The organism is Micromonospora sp. B006 (assembly GCF_003408515.1).
Taxonomy (GTDB): Bacteria; Actinomycetota; Actinomycetes; order Mycobacteriales; family Micromonosporaceae; genus Micromonospora; species Micromonospora echinospora_A.
The window spans coordinates 3,490,443-3,505,803 of sequence record NZ_CP030865.1; the positions used below are offsets into that span (position 1 = coordinate 3,490,443).

The 15,361-nt window shown below is 68.0% G+C and carries 15 protein-coding genes and 4 pseudogenes; 8 read left to right on the forward strand and 11 right to left on the reverse strand.

The window, feature by feature from the left end; translation table 11 throughout:
* Position 1 precedes the first annotated feature (1 nt).
* Positions 2-592: pseudogene (locus tag MicB006_RS15535) on the reverse strand (IS110 family transposase); the annotation flags it as partial.
* Here MicB006_RS15535 and MicB006_RS32345 point away from each other — a divergent pair.
* The gene (locus MicB006_RS32345; RefSeq protein ID WP_370013457.1) at positions 488-1,045 is read left to right on the forward strand and encodes a winged helix-turn-helix domain-containing protein; all 558 of its coding nucleotides are present in this window, start codon (positions 488-490) and stop codon (positions 1,043-1,045) included. The pseudogene MicB006_RS15535 and the gene MicB006_RS32345 sit on opposite strands and share 105 nt — an antisense overlap.
* Complete coding sequence (locus MicB006_RS15545; protein ID WP_255419526.1) at positions 991-1,281, forward strand: transposase; 291 nt, start codon at positions 991-993, stop codon at positions 1,279-1,281. The genes MicB006_RS32345 and MicB006_RS15545 overlap by 55 nt, the downstream gene beginning before the upstream one ends.
* Here the strand turns inward: MicB006_RS15545 and MicB006_RS15550 are convergent.
* The 3 genes from MicB006_RS15550 to MicB006_RS32785 form a co-directional block, all read right to left on the reverse strand.
* The gene (locus tag MicB006_RS15550) at positions 1,278-1,766 is read right to left on the reverse strand and encodes a glyoxalase/bleomycin resistance/extradiol dioxygenase family protein (RefSeq protein WP_116511459.1); all 489 of its coding nucleotides are present in this window, start codon (positions 1,764-1,766) and stop codon (positions 1,278-1,280) included. The two genes, MicB006_RS15545 and MicB006_RS15550, sit on opposite strands and share 4 nt — an antisense overlap.
* A 446-nt stretch (positions 1,767-2,212) precedes the next feature.
* Positions 2,213-3,406 (reverse strand): low temperature requirement protein A, encoded by a 1,194-nt coding sequence (locus MicB006_RS15555; RefSeq protein ID WP_161565931.1) that lies wholly within the window; start codon positions 3,404-3,406, stop codon positions 2,213-2,215.
* A gap of 274 nt (positions 3,407-3,680) precedes the next feature.
* Complete coding sequence (locus tag MicB006_RS32785) at positions 3,681-4,184, reverse strand: DUF892 family protein (RefSeq protein ID WP_116507033.1); 504 nt, start codon at positions 4,182-4,184, stop codon at positions 3,681-3,683.
* 851 nt (positions 4,185-5,035) lie between these two features.
* Here MicB006_RS32785 and MicB006_RS15565 point away from each other — a divergent pair.
* Positions 5,036-5,146 (forward strand): annotated as a pseudogene (locus tag MicB006_RS15565) (helix-turn-helix domain-containing protein); the annotation flags it as partial.
* A gap of 136 nt (positions 5,147-5,282) precedes the next feature.
* Positions 5,283-6,030: pseudogene (locus MicB006_RS15570) on the forward strand (ABC transporter ATP-binding protein).
* Between the two features lie 95 nt (positions 6,031-6,125).
* On the opposite strand, the gene MicB006_RS31645 reads toward MicB006_RS15570, so the two are convergent.
* Positions 6,126-6,578, reverse strand: coding sequence for a hypothetical protein (locus tag MicB006_RS31645; RefSeq protein WP_152037844.1), 453 nt, complete (start codon positions 6,576-6,578; stop codon positions 6,126-6,128).
* A gap of 233 nt (positions 6,579-6,811) precedes the next feature.
* Between MicB006_RS31645 and MicB006_RS15580 the strand changes: the two genes are divergently transcribed.
* Positions 6,812-8,068, forward strand: coding sequence for a PP2C family protein-serine/threonine phosphatase (locus tag MicB006_RS15580; RefSeq protein ID WP_225980776.1), 1,257 nt, complete (start codon positions 6,812-6,814; stop codon positions 8,066-8,068).
* Positions 8,069-8,098: 30 nt separating this feature from the next.
* Here the strand turns inward: MicB006_RS15580 and MicB006_RS15585 are convergent, their stop codons facing one another.
* Positions 8,099-8,908 (reverse strand): SigB/SigF/SigG family RNA polymerase sigma factor, encoded by an 810-nt coding sequence (locus MicB006_RS15585; protein WP_116507035.1) that lies wholly within the window; start codon positions 8,906-8,908, stop codon positions 8,099-8,101.
* Between the two features lie 180 nt (positions 8,909-9,088).
* Positions 9,089-9,538, reverse strand: coding sequence for a MarR family winged helix-turn-helix transcriptional regulator (locus MicB006_RS15590; RefSeq protein WP_052166231.1), 450 nt, complete (start codon positions 9,536-9,538; stop codon positions 9,089-9,091).
* A gap of 194 nt (positions 9,539-9,732) precedes the next feature.
* On the opposite strand from MicB006_RS15590, the gene MicB006_RS15595 reads away from it, so the two are divergent.
* Together MicB006_RS15595 and MicB006_RS15600 are read left to right on the forward strand one after the other, a co-directional pair.
* Entirely contained in the window at positions 9,733-10,398 is a 666-nt protein-coding gene (locus tag MicB006_RS15595) for an NAD(P)-dependent oxidoreductase (protein ID WP_052166232.1), read from the forward strand.
* Positions 10,399-10,749: 351 nt separating this feature from the next.
* Positions 10,750-11,322 (forward strand): DUF421 domain-containing protein, encoded by a 573-nt coding sequence (locus MicB006_RS15600; protein ID WP_052166233.1) that lies wholly within the window; start codon positions 10,750-10,752, stop codon positions 11,320-11,322.
* Positions 11,323-11,344: 22 nt separating this feature from the next.
* Here MicB006_RS15600 and MicB006_RS15605 read toward each other — a convergent pair whose 3' ends face one another.
* Complete coding sequence (locus tag MicB006_RS15605) at positions 11,345-12,196, reverse strand: bile acid:sodium symporter family protein (protein ID WP_116507037.1); 852 nt, start codon at positions 12,194-12,196, stop codon at positions 11,345-11,347.
* Positions 12,197-12,210: 14 nt separating this feature from the next.
* Positions 12,211-13,614, reverse strand: coding sequence for a sulfatase (locus MicB006_RS15610; RefSeq protein WP_116507039.1), 1,404 nt, complete (start codon positions 13,612-13,614; stop codon positions 12,211-12,213).
* 381 nt (positions 13,615-13,995) lie between these two features.
* On the opposite strand from MicB006_RS15610, the gene MicB006_RS15615 reads away from it, so the two are divergent.
* Positions 13,996-14,355 (forward strand): hypothetical protein, encoded by a 360-nt coding sequence (locus MicB006_RS15615; protein ID WP_192900244.1) that lies wholly within the window; start codon positions 13,996-13,998, stop codon positions 14,353-14,355.
* A gap of 347 nt (positions 14,356-14,702) precedes the next feature.
* On the opposite strand, the gene MicB006_RS15620 is transcribed toward MicB006_RS15615, so the two are convergent.
* Positions 14,703-14,963: a hypothetical protein gene (locus MicB006_RS15620; RefSeq protein WP_030275063.1), complete on the reverse strand. Its 261-nt coding sequence runs from the start codon at positions 14,961-14,963 to the stop codon at positions 14,703-14,705.
* A 5-nt stretch (positions 14,964-14,968) separates the two neighbouring features.
* Positions 14,969-15,130 (reverse strand): annotated as a pseudogene (locus tag MicB006_RS15625) (Fe-Mn family superoxide dismutase); the annotation flags it as partial.
* Positions 15,131-15,361: the final 231 nt, after the last annotated feature.

Consider the following 15,361-nt stretch of genomic DNA (forward strand, 5'->3'; position numbering starts at 1 on the left):
CTAGGCGTTCACCCATGCGGGGTGCGTGGACGGCGGCGATGGACAGCAGTTTGCGGCGGCCGGCCTTGCGAAGCCCTGCAGGTCCGCCGCAGCGCGACAGCAATTCCAGGACCGCCTTGTGGTGGGCTCTCGGGCCGAGGACGCGTTCCAGGGCAGGGTGGATCTGGGTGAGCAGTCCCCGGATGCGGTTGGACACGCGGGTGGCTTCACCAGCGAGATCGTCGTCGAAGCCGACCAGAACCTCCAGCTCGGCCAGGGCTTCGTCACCGACGTCGACTCGGCGCAGTGTGTGGGGCAGGGTGCGGGCGGCGTCGGCGATGACGCAGGCGTCACGGGCGTCGGTCTTCGCCGTGCCCGGGTGCAGGTCAGCGATGCGACGCATCGCCAGCCCGGGCAGGTAGGCCACCTGATGACCACATGCCCTGGCCACCGCGACCGGCAGGGCGCCGATCGAGGCCGGCTGGTCGACCACCACCAACAGCCGACCATGACGGGCGAGTTTGTCGAACAGCTGCCTCAGCCGGACCTCGACCTGATCGCCCGGATGTTCCGCACCCGCTACACGCTGCGCGGCACGTCGTATCTGCTGCACGGCATCGGCTGGTCGGTGCAGGTCCCGTCGCATCGGCCCGTCGATCGCGACGAGGCCGCGGTCGCGACGTGGCGGCGGGAGGTGTGGCCGGCGGGAAAACGGGTAGCGGCGCAGCGCGACGCGTGGATCTGCTTCGAGGACGAGGCCGGTCAGACGCTGCGCCCACCGAAGGCTCGCACCTGGGGCCGACGCGGTGAAACACCGCAGATCCCGGTGTCGGGCAAGGGATCCGGACGAGTCTCGATCGCTGGCCTGGCCTGCTACAAACCCGGCCAGCGTCCTCGGCTGATCTACCGCACGATCACCCATCGCGGCCGCAAGAAGAACGACGCAGCTTCGGCGAACGGGACTACATCAGCCTGCTCGACGCCGCCCACCAGCAACTGCACGGGCCGATCGTGCTCGTCTGGGACAATCTCAACACTCACATCAGCGCCGCCATGCGGCAGATGATCGCCGCCCGAGATTGGCTGACCGTGATCCGCCTGCCCGCCTACGCCCCCGACCTCAACCCCACCGAGCAGGTGTGGTCCCACCTCAAACGCAGCATCGGCAAACTCGCCGTCCGCGGCGTCAACCACCTCCTGGCGATCATCCGCAACCGGCTCAAACGCATTCAATACCGACCTGATTTACTCGACGGCTTCCTCACCCACACCGGCCTGACCCTCTTGTCGCACTGGCCCTAGCTTGAACGGCCTACCGACTCGTCATTGCCAGCATCAAGCCAAGCGTCAGCCGCCGCCTGCAGCCCGTCGTCTCGCACACCGGGCAGCACATGAAAGAACTTCCAGGCATACCCGTATGGGTCCTCGACCTCGACGTACCGCTCGCCCCACGCAGCATCCAGTGGGCCAGCCCCGATCACGCAGCCCGCGATGCGGCAACTCCGGGCCATCTCATCAACGTCTTCTACCTCGATGCCGATGACCATGCCCAGACCGCGCGGCCCTGCCAACGTCTGACGCTCCCGCGCACTGTCGGGAAACGGCATGCCCACTAACGCATCGACCAGCAGCTGCAATGGACCCCGGCGCAGGATAGCCATCAGCACCTTGCCATCCCGACCCGGCACGGTTCCGACCGGTACGAAACCGAAGCCTTCGTAAAACGACGCAGCCGCGCCCACGTCCTCGACCCGCAACCCGACCCGCACCGGAGGCTCACCACTCACAGTAGCGACCCTACCGAACGCCCCGACCGCGCGGAATCCAACCTGACCTTTCAAGATCTGTAACGGCACCTCTCTGCATCAAGGCGTTGGCAACAGAGGTCTCCGTGTCACGGATCATGGTGCGGCAGACGACGTCCGCGAGGCGGCGTTTCAGGCAGCGCGTCGCTTTGTGGGTTTGCCAGCGCCCGTTCAACCAACCCGCCCGCAAGGCGGGAGTGGGTGGCACCTCGAAGCTCAGCCACGATCACGGCGGAACACAGGCGGGTAACGGGCGTTGAGCGTCATCGAAAAGCACCAAGGCTAGTCGACTTCCACTCAGCGCCCGTCGTTCTCTGTCAGGGCTTATCAACGGGTGTTACCGCTTCTGCTGACTTCCTGCTGACGCTTCAGCCTTGCCAGCCAGCCTTGTTTACGAAGTATGGCGATCCTCAGTCTGCCGCCCATGGTCAGCCCGGCGGCGTGGGTGCCTCAGCAGGCTTCCCGGCTGCCCGGCGTGCGTCGGCGACGGCGATCGCGAGCAGCACCACGGCCACTACGGTGACCACCACCAGCGGCGGGGCGAAGGCCAGCGGCACGGCGAGCAGCAGCAGGGCAGCAATGCCGAGCAGCCGGGGCCGGGACACGCGGGAGAAGACCACCCACTCCAGCAGCGTGCGGCCCGCCACGAACAGAGCCGGGCCGCCGAGCATCAACGCAAGCCAAGACTTGAACGTGTGGCCGGTGGGGTGCTTCTGCACCAGTTCATTGCCGATGGCGGCGGCGGCAACCCCGAGGATCATGAGCAGATGAGCGCTGCCGGCTACTCGGCCCAGCCTGGCGGGATTGGCCGCCGACTTGACCGCCGATCCGAACACCTCGCCCGCCCTGTAGAAGTAGATACGCCACAGCAGCACAGCGGTGATGAACGCGATCACCAGCCCAAACGTCTGCGGAAAGCGCCGGCTCCCGGACGCCTCGGTGTAGGCGATCCCGACCGCGAGGATCGTCTCCCCGAGCGCAATCAGCACCAACTGTTGATACCGATCAGCGAGATGCCCGGCAGCGGCCTCCCAAGCCAAGATGCGCTCTGGCTTTTGCCACGGCACCCACCAGCCCAGCCGCGCCGATCCGTACTCGATGACGATCGCGAGCGACCAAAGCAGCATCCTGGCCGCATCGTGGGCGACGGCACCGAGCAGCCACGCCACGGCGGACACGCAGAACCAAACCAGGATTCCCCAATAGAGGCGCTGTAACCAATGTGACCGCAACGCCACAGCAACCACCAGCGCCCGGCCGGCCTGGAGCGCGACGTAGACGCCGGCGAACATCCACGCACTGCCGCCGAACGCCTTCGGCGTGACGACGCCCAGGAGCAACACACCGAAGGCTGTCACCAGCACCATGACCTGCACCGCCAGGCGGCGGGGCTCGAAGCGCGCCGTGCTGTAAGCCGTCATTGACCAGACCCACATCAGCGGCAGGATCAGCAGCAGTGCCTGCAGTAGGCTCGCCCACCGCCCTGCACTAGAGGGGGAAGACGCCAGCTGCGACGTGCTGGTAGCCACCACCCGGTTGAGAGCAAAGACCAGCACAAGATCGAAAAAGAGTTCGACAAAACTCGCTTCCTGCTTGCTCCACTCCCCCCGGAGGACCCTCACCCCCAAACCCCTGGCCGCACCAGCACCTTCCATGCGAGCCATTCAATGCCGAAATGCCGCCGCGCGTCGGACGATTGCGGGTATCTGAGGACTCATTCCTGAGCACGGCCCTCGGCTGGCCTAAAACTGGCTGGCCGGCGTCCCCGCCTAGCCGGCATGTGGACAGGATGATCACAGGCAAGAGCGAGAGGATGACCTCCTCATCGGACGGCTGCAGACCTTCCAGCCTCCCTGTCTCCGGAGGCTGGTAGCCCCTGTGGTGCCCGACGTAAGCTCACGCGGGCCGAGCGACGGGGGTTAGGAGTCGTACGCCCAATTCGTGGCCGTACCGTTCAATTTCAGCCGCACTCTCCTGCTTCTGGACGAGGTTGGCGTGTAGATACTGCACACACTGGGCCTCACCCATAATAATCGCCCAATCAAAAAGGGTCTTGTGTGCCGCAATGGTGAGGTATAGGAACCGAATCAGAGTATCGACTGCGAATTGATCAACGAGGTCGACTGAGGGGTTTGTGCGTACGAAGCTTTCAAATCGCCCATACATGCCTTCAACAGTGTCGGACCGGGTTGAAAGCGGGGAGGTGCCGAATGCCTTGGCGCAGGAGTTGATGTTGTGATTCCACTGCACACATTCCTGTTGCTTGCGCCGTACGATCTGCCCGAGATCGTCACTAACTCGATGGGCCAAGAAGTCGAGAACCCGCCGCCCGGATATCTCCATTTCACCTAGTATGCCTAGCTCATATATGAACAGGTCACGCGTCGTATTAATCGCCATGTGCTCCTCCTGACCTCGCTGGCGAGCCGCCACGGCCTACCCGTTCAGAAACCACCAAAACGCGGCAGGCAAGCCAGCAGGAAGGGTGTAAATTTGCGCATGTCGAACGAGAGGCCGAGAAGGATGAATGAGCCATCCCTGTCTGCCATCGACCCGCCCCTCCTGGGGAGCGGGCCGCCGCCCGGCCCGCCACGTCAAGCGGGCCTTGACGCGCGTACGGACGCTGTCGGAACAGACTGAGTCGGCTCTCGTGTCACGGACCGCGCCCCCGGCGGACATCGCCACAGTGGCGCAGTTGACCCAACCTTGCCCGGCACGGACCCGGCTTCCGGGGTCGGAGCTGACCACCAGCGGCCACCCCTCCCCCTCCCAGGTGAGCAGTTGACCTGACCCTGCACGGCTGCGAAGCCGGCTCCTGGACGACCGACATGCCTTCGCGCGGACACCGCCCCCAAGCTTGGAGCTTGCCGCGCGGACCCGACGCGCCCTCCCTTCGCCGCGCTGCTCAGGCGCGGCGCGGCCGGCTGCCGGCGAGAACCTCCACCACTCTCCCCGCTATCCCGTCTGTGGCGGCTCCGGGGCTCCCCGCTGTCCGCGCCAGCCGCCGGGCGTCAGGCGTGACGGCCGCAGAGCGACAGCGGCAGCGGCCGGCGCGCGCCCAGGCGGCGGCGCGTGCGGCCCGTTGCGGGCCGCCTTGAAGACGTACAGAAACTTTGAACAGCCTCGTCGGGACATCGTTGTCGGGACATCGTTGGCACGTCGTCGGCACGTCGGCACGTCGGCACGTCTGTCCGACTCCGGTTGATGCGTTGCACAGTGGCTTCACTTGATGGGTGACACTCCGCCGAGTGCTGGTGGAGTTGAGTGTGACCGGGCAGCGCTATCGCGCAGTGCTGGAAGTTGAAGCTGGCCTGTCCGTGACGGAGGTCGCCGAACGCTTCGGCGTCTCGCGCCGGTGGGTGTGATCACCGGCGTTCTCGGCGCCCCGTACCTCATCTATCTGCTCGTCCGCACGAACCGCGCGGGAGGCTCGCTGTGACCACCGACCATTCACTGACGGTCGAGAAACTGACCGTCGGCTAGGGCGGCCGCGTCGTCATCGAATCACTCGATCTGCTCGTCCCGCCCGGCCGGATCACCGCGATCGTCGGTGCCAACGCGTGCGGGGAATCGACGCTGCTGCGGTCGATGTCGCGGCTACTCGCCCCGCGAACCGGCCACGTCATGCTGGACGGCCGCGAAGTACACAGGATGCCGGCCAAGGAGCTGCCCGAACGCTCGGCCTGCTCCCCCAGTCACCGATCGCGCCCGAGGGCATCACCGTGGCCGACCTGGTCGGCCGGGGCCGCAACCCGCACCAACGCCTGCTGTCACGATGGGGCAGGGACGACGACCGGGCGGTGGCCGCCGCCCTCGACGCCACCCACATCGCCGACCTGGCCGACCGGTCGATCGACGAGCTCTCCGGGGGGCAGCGTCAACGGGTGTGGATCGCCATGGCGCTGGCCCAGCAGACCGAGCTGCTGCTACTCGACGAGCCGACCACCTTTCTCGACGTCAGCCACCAGGTCGAGGTGTTGGACCTGCTCACCGACCTGAACCTCACTCGCGGCACCACGATCGTGATGGTCCTGCACGATCTGAACATGGCGGCCCGCTACGCAGATCACCTCATCGCCCTCGCCGACGGTGGCCTGCACGCAGCAGGTGCGCCGACCGATGTGCTGACCGAGGACTGCGTCCGCGCCGTCTTCGGCCTGGACAGCCAGGTCATCCCGATCCGGTCTCCGGCAAGCCGCTGATGCTACCGATGGGCCGTCACCACATCCGGGCCGCGCAGTCGTAGGCCGACAGCGGCGCATCTCCACGTCCTGCGTTACGCCCCGGCGTCCTGCCGCGTCGCGCCGGCACCAGTTACGACACCCCATAAGATGGTTCACCTCAGCGAGGGTGATCGACTACGGTACGGGTTCGGTCGAGCGGGTAGGTGATCGGCATGGACTCAGTGCGGATGCCCTTCGGCGGTGGTGCGGACAGCGCGCCGGTCCGCCGGGCCGTCCGGGAGGTCCTCGTCGGCTGGCAGGCCACGCACGTCACCGACGACGCGCTCACCGTCATCACGGAACTCGTGCACAACGTCATCAGGCACACCGGTGCCGGGGGCAGGGTCGAGTTGACCCGCAGTCGGACGCGATCCGGATCGAGGTTTTCGACGACTCCGATCGACCACTGCGTCGCTTCGAGCCGGACCCGCACCGCATCGGCGGTCGTGGCCTGCTGATCGTCGACGCGATGGCGCGCAACTGGGGCACGAGAACCACCCCGCACGGCGAGCCCGGCAAAAGTGGTCTGGGCGGAGATCTCCCTCGACCGGTCCGCCTGACCGCCCCTCACCGCGAGGCCCGGCCTGCCTCACCTGGCCGGCACCGCACCGCCACCGGCCGCACCGATGACTCGTCCCGGCGGGCCCGTGGCCTGGAGAGGCGCCCCACGGGCGGGCGAGGCGACGCTGTCCTACCCGGCTCGTGCGGGCAGGTGATAATCGACAGGTTTACACAACAGGTGGATGGTGCATCGTGTCGGCGTCACCGTCCGCGTGACGGTCGCGGCCGGAGAGAGGATCTGTCGTGATCAGTGACGCCGACCTGCCGACGGTGCCGCCCACCGGCATGCCGTCGGGGCTGGCGAATCCGGCGTCGTCGCCGACAACCGCGGAGCCGGCGGTCCTTCTCATCGAGGATGACCCCGGTGATGCGTTGCTCACCCGGGAGCTGCTGAGCGACAGCGGAATCAGCAACCGGTTCACCCAGGCGAGCAGCCTGAAAGAGGCCGCGGCCGCGCCGACGACGCCGGACTGCGTGCTGCTCGACCTGCACCTGCCCGACTGCCAGGGGCTGGAGGCGCTCGGCCGGGTGCTGCACCGATGGCCGGACGCGGCAGTGGTGGTGCTCACCGGCCTGGACGACGCGGCCACCAGAACGGCGGCTGTCGCCGCCGGAGCACAGGACTACCTGGTCAAGGGTCACATCGACGGCGCGCCCCTGGGCCGCACGATCCAGTACGCCATTCAGCGCCGACGGGCCGTGGTGACGGAGCGGCAGCTACGCGACAGCCGGATGCAGGCCAGCGAGAACACGCGGCTGCAACGCGGCCTGCTCCCTACGCCACTGGTCACCGACCCCGCGCTGGCGGTCGTCAGCAGATACGTGCCGGGACGGGGACGGTCACTGCTCGGCGGTGACTTCTTCGACCTGGTGCAGGACGAGGATCACACGCTCCACGCCGTCATCGGTGACGTCTGCGGCAACGGTCCGGATGAGGCAGCCATCGGCGTCGGCCTACGCGTCGGGTGGCGCACCCTCACCCTGGCCGGGGTGGAGAAGGCCGCCCGGATGCGGCTGCTGGAACAGGTGCTCGTCGCCGAGCGGCCACGTGAGTCGATGTTCGCGACCGCCTGCACCATCCGCGTCGTCCCAGACCGCTCGCAGGTGATCATCGTGAGCGCCGGTCACCCCGCGCCACTGGTGATCACGCCCGGCTCGGCCGACCCCGCGCCGATCCGCCACCATCTCGGGCTGGGCATCTTCCCCGGGCGAGGTCGCTGGCAGGAGTCGGTCGTCACGCTCCCGGCGGGCGCAGGTCTGCTGCTGTACACCGACGGCGTCTACGAGGGGTTCAGCGAGGACGGAACCCGCCTCGGCGAGGAACGCTTCATAGAACTCGCCGCCACGCTGAGCACCGTCACGGAACCGGGCGACTTTCTCACCGCCCTGCTCGACAAGATCAGACGCAGCGACGACGGCCGGCACAGCGATGACACGGCCCTGCTCTACCTGACCTGGCCCGCCGGGGCGGACGCCGCGCCGATCGGCCCTGATCGGTGAAGGGCGCGGGCGCAGCCCACACTGCTCTGCTCAGACCTCGGTGAGCTGGCCGCGCAGCTTGGTCAGGGCGCGGGCGAGCAGCCGGGACACGTGCATCTGGGAGACACCGACCCGGGCGGCGATCTCGCTCTGGGTCAGGTTGCCGTAGAAGCGCAGCGTGAGGATCTTCTGCTCGCGCTCGTCGAGCGTGGCCAGCGCCGGGCCCAGGGAGGCGCGCAGGTCGGCCAGCTCGTACTCGTTGTCCTCGGTGCCGAGCGTGTCGCCCAGCTCGGTGGCGCTGTCGCCGTCGCCGATCGGGGTGGACAGCGAGACCGCGTTGTACGCGCGGGCGCCCTCCAGGCCCTCCAGCACCTCTTCCTCGGTGACGTCGAGGTGGGCGGCGATGTCGGCGACGGTCGGGGCCCGGTTGAGCGTCTGGGTCAGCGTGCTGTTGGCCTCGGAGATGCGCAGCCGCAGCTCCTGGAGGCGACGCGGAACCCGGATGTTCCAGGTGCGGTCGCGGAAGTGCCGCTTGATCTCGCCGAGGATGGTCGGGATGGCGAAGCCGGCGAAGTCGACGCCGCGCGAGGCGTCGAACCGGTCGACGGCCTTGATCAGGCCGAGCGCCGCGGTCTGGGCCAGGTCGCCGGCAGGCTCGCCGCGTCCGCTGTAGCGGGCGGCCAGGTGGTTCGCCAGCGGCAGCCACGCCTCGATGACCTGGTTGCGCAGGGCGGCCCGCTGCGGGTGGTCGGCGGGCAGCGCGGCGAGCGCCGCGATCAGCTCGCTGGCACGGGACTCCTCACCGGTCTGCGGCGCGCGCTGCACCTCGGTCGCGGTCGATGCCATGGTCATCGTGGTCATGCTGCCCTTCCCCGCCTTCGTGCGAACTGGCGCCCCCAAGCACCGATGGTGAACGAACCATAGACGACACGGCAGCAAGAATCAACCGATCAGCTGATGTACAAAACCTGCCATAAGCATCAAAGCGGAGTTCCCCCACCGGCGGCGCCTCACGAGTTCACAGATTGACCGCTTCGCGCCTCAACTGCCCGCTCCGGCGGCGAATCTGGTCAGCAGACGGGCGAACTGGTGCTTCTCCTCGGTCGTGAAGCCTGCCGTCGCCGCACGCAGACGGGCGTGCCGGAACGTCCGGGCCCGCTCGTGCAGGGCGACGCCGTCGGGGGTGAGGCGCACCAGACTCTGCCGGGCGTCGACCCGACCCGCCAACCGCACCACCACGCCGCAGGTCTCGGCGCGACCGACCAGGCGACTGGCAGTCGAAGGTGCAACCTCCAACGCGGTGGCGATCTGACCGACGGATGCCTCTCCGGCCGGCTCCGCTGCGATCGCCGTGACCACCAGCAGAGTGGACAGGTCGACGGATCGATTGTCGTGCTCGACGGCCGCCGGTGTCCGGAAGAAACGGCGCAGCCGGAGCAGCGCCTCGTCGACCGCTACGAGATCCGGGTCTTCAGCCGGACGAGAGGACATGTGTGTGCGATACACACGTTGGACCGAGGAGGTGCGCGATGGATCGGATTCTCGTGACCGGTGCTACCGGCACTGTGGGATCGGTGGTGGTGCGGCACCTTCGGGCGGCCGACGTCGCGGCTGCCGCGGCGTCGGCGCATCCGCCCGCCGTTCGCGCACCGTGAGCGCCACCACTGGACAACCAGGAGCCCGTCATGAACATCGCCCTCATCGGCGGCACCGGACGCACCAACCGGCTGGTGCTGGACGTCCTCACCGATCGCGGCCACCGGGTCACAGTTCTGGTTCGGGATCCTGGCAGGCTCGGCCGCGCCGCCGACGACGCCGACGCGCGGGTGATTCGCGGGGACGTGCGCGACGTCGAGGCACTCCGGCGGCTCGTCGACGGCTGCGACGTGGTCATCTCCGCGCTCGGGCCGACCGACAAGGAGGCCGATCTGCACACCGACGCCGCGAGAGCACTGGTTGACGTCATGCGGGACGCCGGCGTGAACCGCTTCGTCGGCATCAGTGGCGCCGGTGTCGACGTGCCGGGTGACCGCAAGTCCCGCCGCGACAAGGTCATCAGCTGGTTGATCAACAAGCTCGGCGGCCCACTCGTCGCGGACAAGCCCGCCGAGCTCGCCGTATGGCGGGCCAGCGCCCTGGACTGGACCCTCGTCCGGCTGCCCCGCCTGACGGACGGCCCGGCGACGGGCCGAGTCGAGCACCATGCGAGCGAATCGACGAGCCAGACCAGCACCCGACCGTTCGACTACATCCATCGATGGTCACGATGGCGACGACGACACCAGTACCGCGCCAGAACAGCCCACTACCAGCGAAGACTCCAACTTCACCAGGTGCGGCTGGAGTACTAGGCCAGGTGGCCTTGCTGGCGGGTCCTGTGGGCCAGAGGGTGCGCCGGCGATCCTCTACCGTTCGATCGAGCGGGCCGTCAAGGTTTCAGCCCGCTCAGGGCGTTCGCGTGCAGGACCCTCAGACGAGAGGCATTGCGGACCGGAACGTCCCGGAGTGGGCCGACGCCGCGTACGAGCTGGCCGCGCTGCTCGACGTCGATCTGGGGACGCGCCTACTTGCCGCCATAGCCGGCCGTTACCGTCGGCTTTGATCGCCGCTGAGCCTGGCAGGCATCTTTTCACCACATTAGTGGGGCTAGGGCCGGTACGCTCCGAAGGACCTACCTATTGCCGAATCGAGTGGGACCACGAGTGGCCGAGCAGACGATGAACCTGCTGAAGTCCCTGCTCGGCGTCGACGCGGACCAGCTCAACCCCGGCCAGATGGCGCTTCGGGCGCTGTTGACCTTCGTAGTGGCGGTAGCCATCGTTCGGCTCGGACACAAGCGGCTGTTCGGCCGGGCTACGGCGTTCGACCTGGCTGCGGCGATCATGTTCGGCTCAGTCATGAGCCGCGCCATCACGAACACGCTCGGGCTGTTCGCGGTCTGGCTTGCCGGCCTCGTGCTCATCATGCTGCACCGGCTCATGGCGACCCTCGCCTATCACTTCGACTGGTTCGGCCCACTCGTCAAGGGCCATCCGGTCCTGCTCGTGAAGGACGGTCGAGCCGACCGCGTCGCGATGCGGGACGGCCACGTCTCCTGGCGGGACCTCGACGAGGCCCTTCGCGGAACGGGAAGCGAGCCGGATCTGTCGCGCGTCCGGCTCGCCTACCTCGAACGCGACGGAAGCATCAGCGTGATTCCACGCGACACCGGGCCTCGCATCCTCGACGTCACCGTCGAGAAGAACGTCCAGGTCGTACGCATAGCGTTGGACTGACGCGGCGACCGAGCTAGCCGGTTCAAGCGGCCGGGACGCGTTCGCGCCTTCGCAGCACCGCCGCGACCGGAAAGAGCAGCGCGAAACCCGTCAGCGAGGTCACGATCACCATGACCACCGTGTCGTTGTCCACGAAGCCCTGTGTCGCCATCACCGTCGCCGCCGCGATGTTCCGCTGCGAGGTGCCGAGCCCAAGCACGGCACGTGCGTCGCGGTCCCGGCCGCCCAGCAGGTAGCCGATCACGAACGCGCCCGCCACCACCAGCATGGCCGGAACGATCGCCCCCTCCGCGAACAGAGTGACGATCGTCGGGATGTTGGCCAGCGTGGTTGCCAGGACGATCAGCACCAGGGCGAGGGTGGAGACACGGCGGGCCACAGGTCCCCACCGCCGCGCCGGGTCCGGCCACCGGGAGTTGAGCAGCAGGCCGGCGGCGAGCGGAAGGAGCATGGTCAGGACCAGGGGCACCGCGAGGGCACCGGCGGAGACCTCGGCCTCGGGCAGGACCCGGGGTACGGCGATCGGGGCGTACAGGACGGTGACGGGCAGCAGCAGCACCAGCAGCGTGGCGCTGAGTGCCACGTCCGACCGGGCCACCTCGCTCAGCTTGATCAGGAACGGCGCGCCGGCCGACATCGCGACCAGGATCAGCCCGGCCTCGAGCGGGCGGTCGAGCGGCCAGATCCGCACGATGCCGAGCGCGAGGAGCGGGACCAGCACGAAGTTGGCGAGCAGGGCTCGAGCCACGGCCCACAGGTCCCGCAGTGGGCCCAGGATCTGCCGGGCGGAGTGGGTGAGACCGACCGAGAGCATCGAGGTCACGGCGAACAGCAGAACCGCCAGATCCGCCACGGTGGTGAGTACGGTACGCATCGTCCAGTTAGCCCCTAGTCCGGCTCGCTGTGCTCGGCCGCTGTCGGTTCCGGCACGCCCGGATGTTCCGGCGGGAACGGCAGCAGCTCGGCGTCGATCCGCGTCCAGGTGTCGCGCAGGTCGTCCAGCAGGTCCGGGTGGTGGCCGGCGACGTCCGCCTGCTCCCGGCCGTCCACCGTCACGTCGTACAGGAGGTGGTAGGGGCCGGGCCGGCGCGGCCAGTTGCCGAGCACCGACCGGTCGCGGCGGTCGTAGAGGTACTTGAACGGGCCACGGCGGAGCGCGCCCTGGTTGGAGGTGCGCCAGAACAGGTCGTGCTCGGGGAAGTCGGCCCCGTCGACAAGCCACGGCAACAGGTCGACCCCGTCCAGCGGGTACCGCTCGTCCGGGGCCGTCCCGCCGGCGTCGATCAGCGTGGCGGTCAGGTCGAGGGTGTGGACCGGGTGGTCGGTGACCTGACCGCCGGGCACGGCCGCCGGCCACCGCAGGATCAGCGGCACCCGGATGCCGCCCTCGGTGAGGTCACCCTTCTCCCCCACGAACGGCCAGTTCTTCGACCACCGTTCACCGCCGTTGTCGGAGGTGAAGACGACGATGGTGTCGTCGGCGCGGCCCGCCTCGGCCAGCGCCGCGAGGACCCGGCCGACGCCCGCGTCCAGCTCTTCCACGAGTTCGGCGTACTTCGCCAGCGAGCCCCCGTCGGGGTGGATCAGCGGCGTCGGTCCCCGCTGCCCGTCGAACCTGCGCCGGATCTCCGTGCCGACGTCGCGGTCGTCCGGGCCCTCCCAGGGCCAGTGCGGCGCGGTGTAGTTGAGCTGCACGTAGAACGGGCCGGCACGGTCGGCGGCGACGAACTCCGCCGCACGGTCGGAGATCAACGAGGTGTAGTAGCCCGCCTCCTCCACCGGCGTCTCCCCCTCGTAGAGGTCGGCCTCGCCGATCGTGTTGACGTGCTCGAAGTAGTCGACCGCCCCGTCGAAGTTGCCGTAGAAGGTCTGGAAGCCGATGCGCAGCGGGCTGTACCACGGCAGCCATCCGCAGTGCCACTTGCCGAACATCGCCGTCTCGTACCCCGTCGCCAGCAGCAACGACGACAGCGTCGGATGCTCGGCGGGGATCCCGTTGCCCTCCCGGTGCGTGGTCAGCGGCTCCTCCAGGCCGGCCGGCAGGCGGGTGGGGTAGCGCCCGGTGTACAGCCCGATGCGGGTCGACGAGCACCACGGCGAGCCGGCGTAGCCGTGCCGGAACAGGAGGCCCTCCGCGGCCAGCCGATCGAGGTGGGGCGTGCGGATCGCCGTGGAGCCGTAGCAGCCCAGGTCGCCCCAGCCGAGGTCGTCGGCCAGGATGAACAGGATGTTGGGCGGCGCGGCCGGCCGACCCCCGCCCCCCGCCGTCCCCGCGCCACCACCGGTCGTCATGCGCCCCGTATACCTGTTCTTCGCGCGACCTAACGTCCCGTCGCGCCGGAGATGCGCGCGGCCGGCGGCCCCGACTTCCGCAACGTTCGGAACCAGGCCAGCAACCCTCGAACAGCGGCGCGGCGGGCCCGCGACGACCGCTCCAATCCGCCCCGGAACCCACCCTGAGCCGCGGGGGTCAGTTCCAGGTGGAGCCGACACGGCACCCTGACCGCGGTCAAGGCCACGCCACACCGGTCTGGAAACAGCCATCTGACATGCCGTCGCTGACGTCAACACTGGCAGCAGAGCAGCCCTGCCGCGTTCACGCTCCTGATAACCAGTACGGACAATCGCCATGAACTCAGGAAATCAGACCGATGGCGCAGCATAGTGGAGCACATGCGTGAGCTGTCCGGCGGCGATCTAGGAATGCTCCTCTCCGTCTTCGCCTTGCTGCTGATAGCCTTCGGTATCGACTTCCACCTGTCCAGGAGTGCCATTCGGCGAAGCCGCCGAGGTGCGACCTTCGCCAGCATCGTGAGCTTGGTCGGTGAATCGACGACAGCTCTCGCGCTCGTGCTGACATGGATCGCCTTATGGAGTCCCGTTGCGTGGGAGAAGATCGATGACCTGCTCGTCTTCATCCCAGGGACGATCGCCGTCGTGTGTGCCGTTCTCCTCACCGGCGACCGGGCACTAGACAGGGTTATCCGCATCGCGGCGCGTTCTGATGGCAGCAGTGGAACCGACGACGGCTAATCCTCAAGTCTGATTGGGCGCACGGCGTCGAACATCAATCATCCTGGAATACTGTCACCTGTTGCCGCCGCGGGCGGGGCATGTTCTGCCGCGACAACTCGTAGGCCCGGTTTACAGGCACAGCCACACAGACGCGATCTTCGCTGACACACACTTAACGAAGATTACGTCGAGGTATCCCAACACTCTCTGAGCCAGGTTCGCTGGGCCTGAGCCGCCCCGGGTTATGTGGAGACGGCTCTACAAGATCCGGGACGGTTCATCCGCCGCATCGGGCCTGCCCGAGCTCGGCGGTGACGCTGCGGTTGCCCGCTGGGTTCCGCCTCCGGGCGGAACCCAGCGGACCGTCATGCCGGTTGGGACTGGACGGTGTTGGCCAAGAGTAAGGACAGCTCCCGGACCAGGTCGTCCATCGACTGGCGGCTCTGCGCCTTGACCAGGCCCAGAGCGAGATCGGCCAGGAGGTAGAAGCCGAGGGTGCGGGACTGCTCGGAGCCGAACGCCGACATCAGTTCCTCCGCGCCCGCGAGGTCACCGCGATGCTTGGCCGCGATGACCCCGGCGGCGCGTTGGACGATCTCGGCCGCCTCGGGGGTGTACCCGGTCATCCCGATCAGATCTTCGGGGTGGCGGCGCGGGCGGCGTCGAAGCGGGAGATGACGTCGGTCCAGTTGACCAGGTTCCACAGCCGGTCCACGTAGTCCGGGCGGACGTTGCGGTACTGCAGGTAGTAGGCGTGCTCCCAGGCGTCGAACACCAGGATCGGGGTTGAGCCCTGCCCGACGTTGGCTGGCGCAACCAATTAGACGCGCCCGTACTGAAACGGTCGCCGACATCCGATCATCAACGGATCACTACGCGATCTACTTACTCCGCGTGGAGCACGGCCGCTACAACGGCGATTGTAGTGAAGGAAGGCTCGGCGCAAGGCGTTAGAGCGGCACGCACAGTAACGGGTTGCGGCCAACGATCGCAGGAGTGCGTTCACGGCTGGGTGATCATCGGT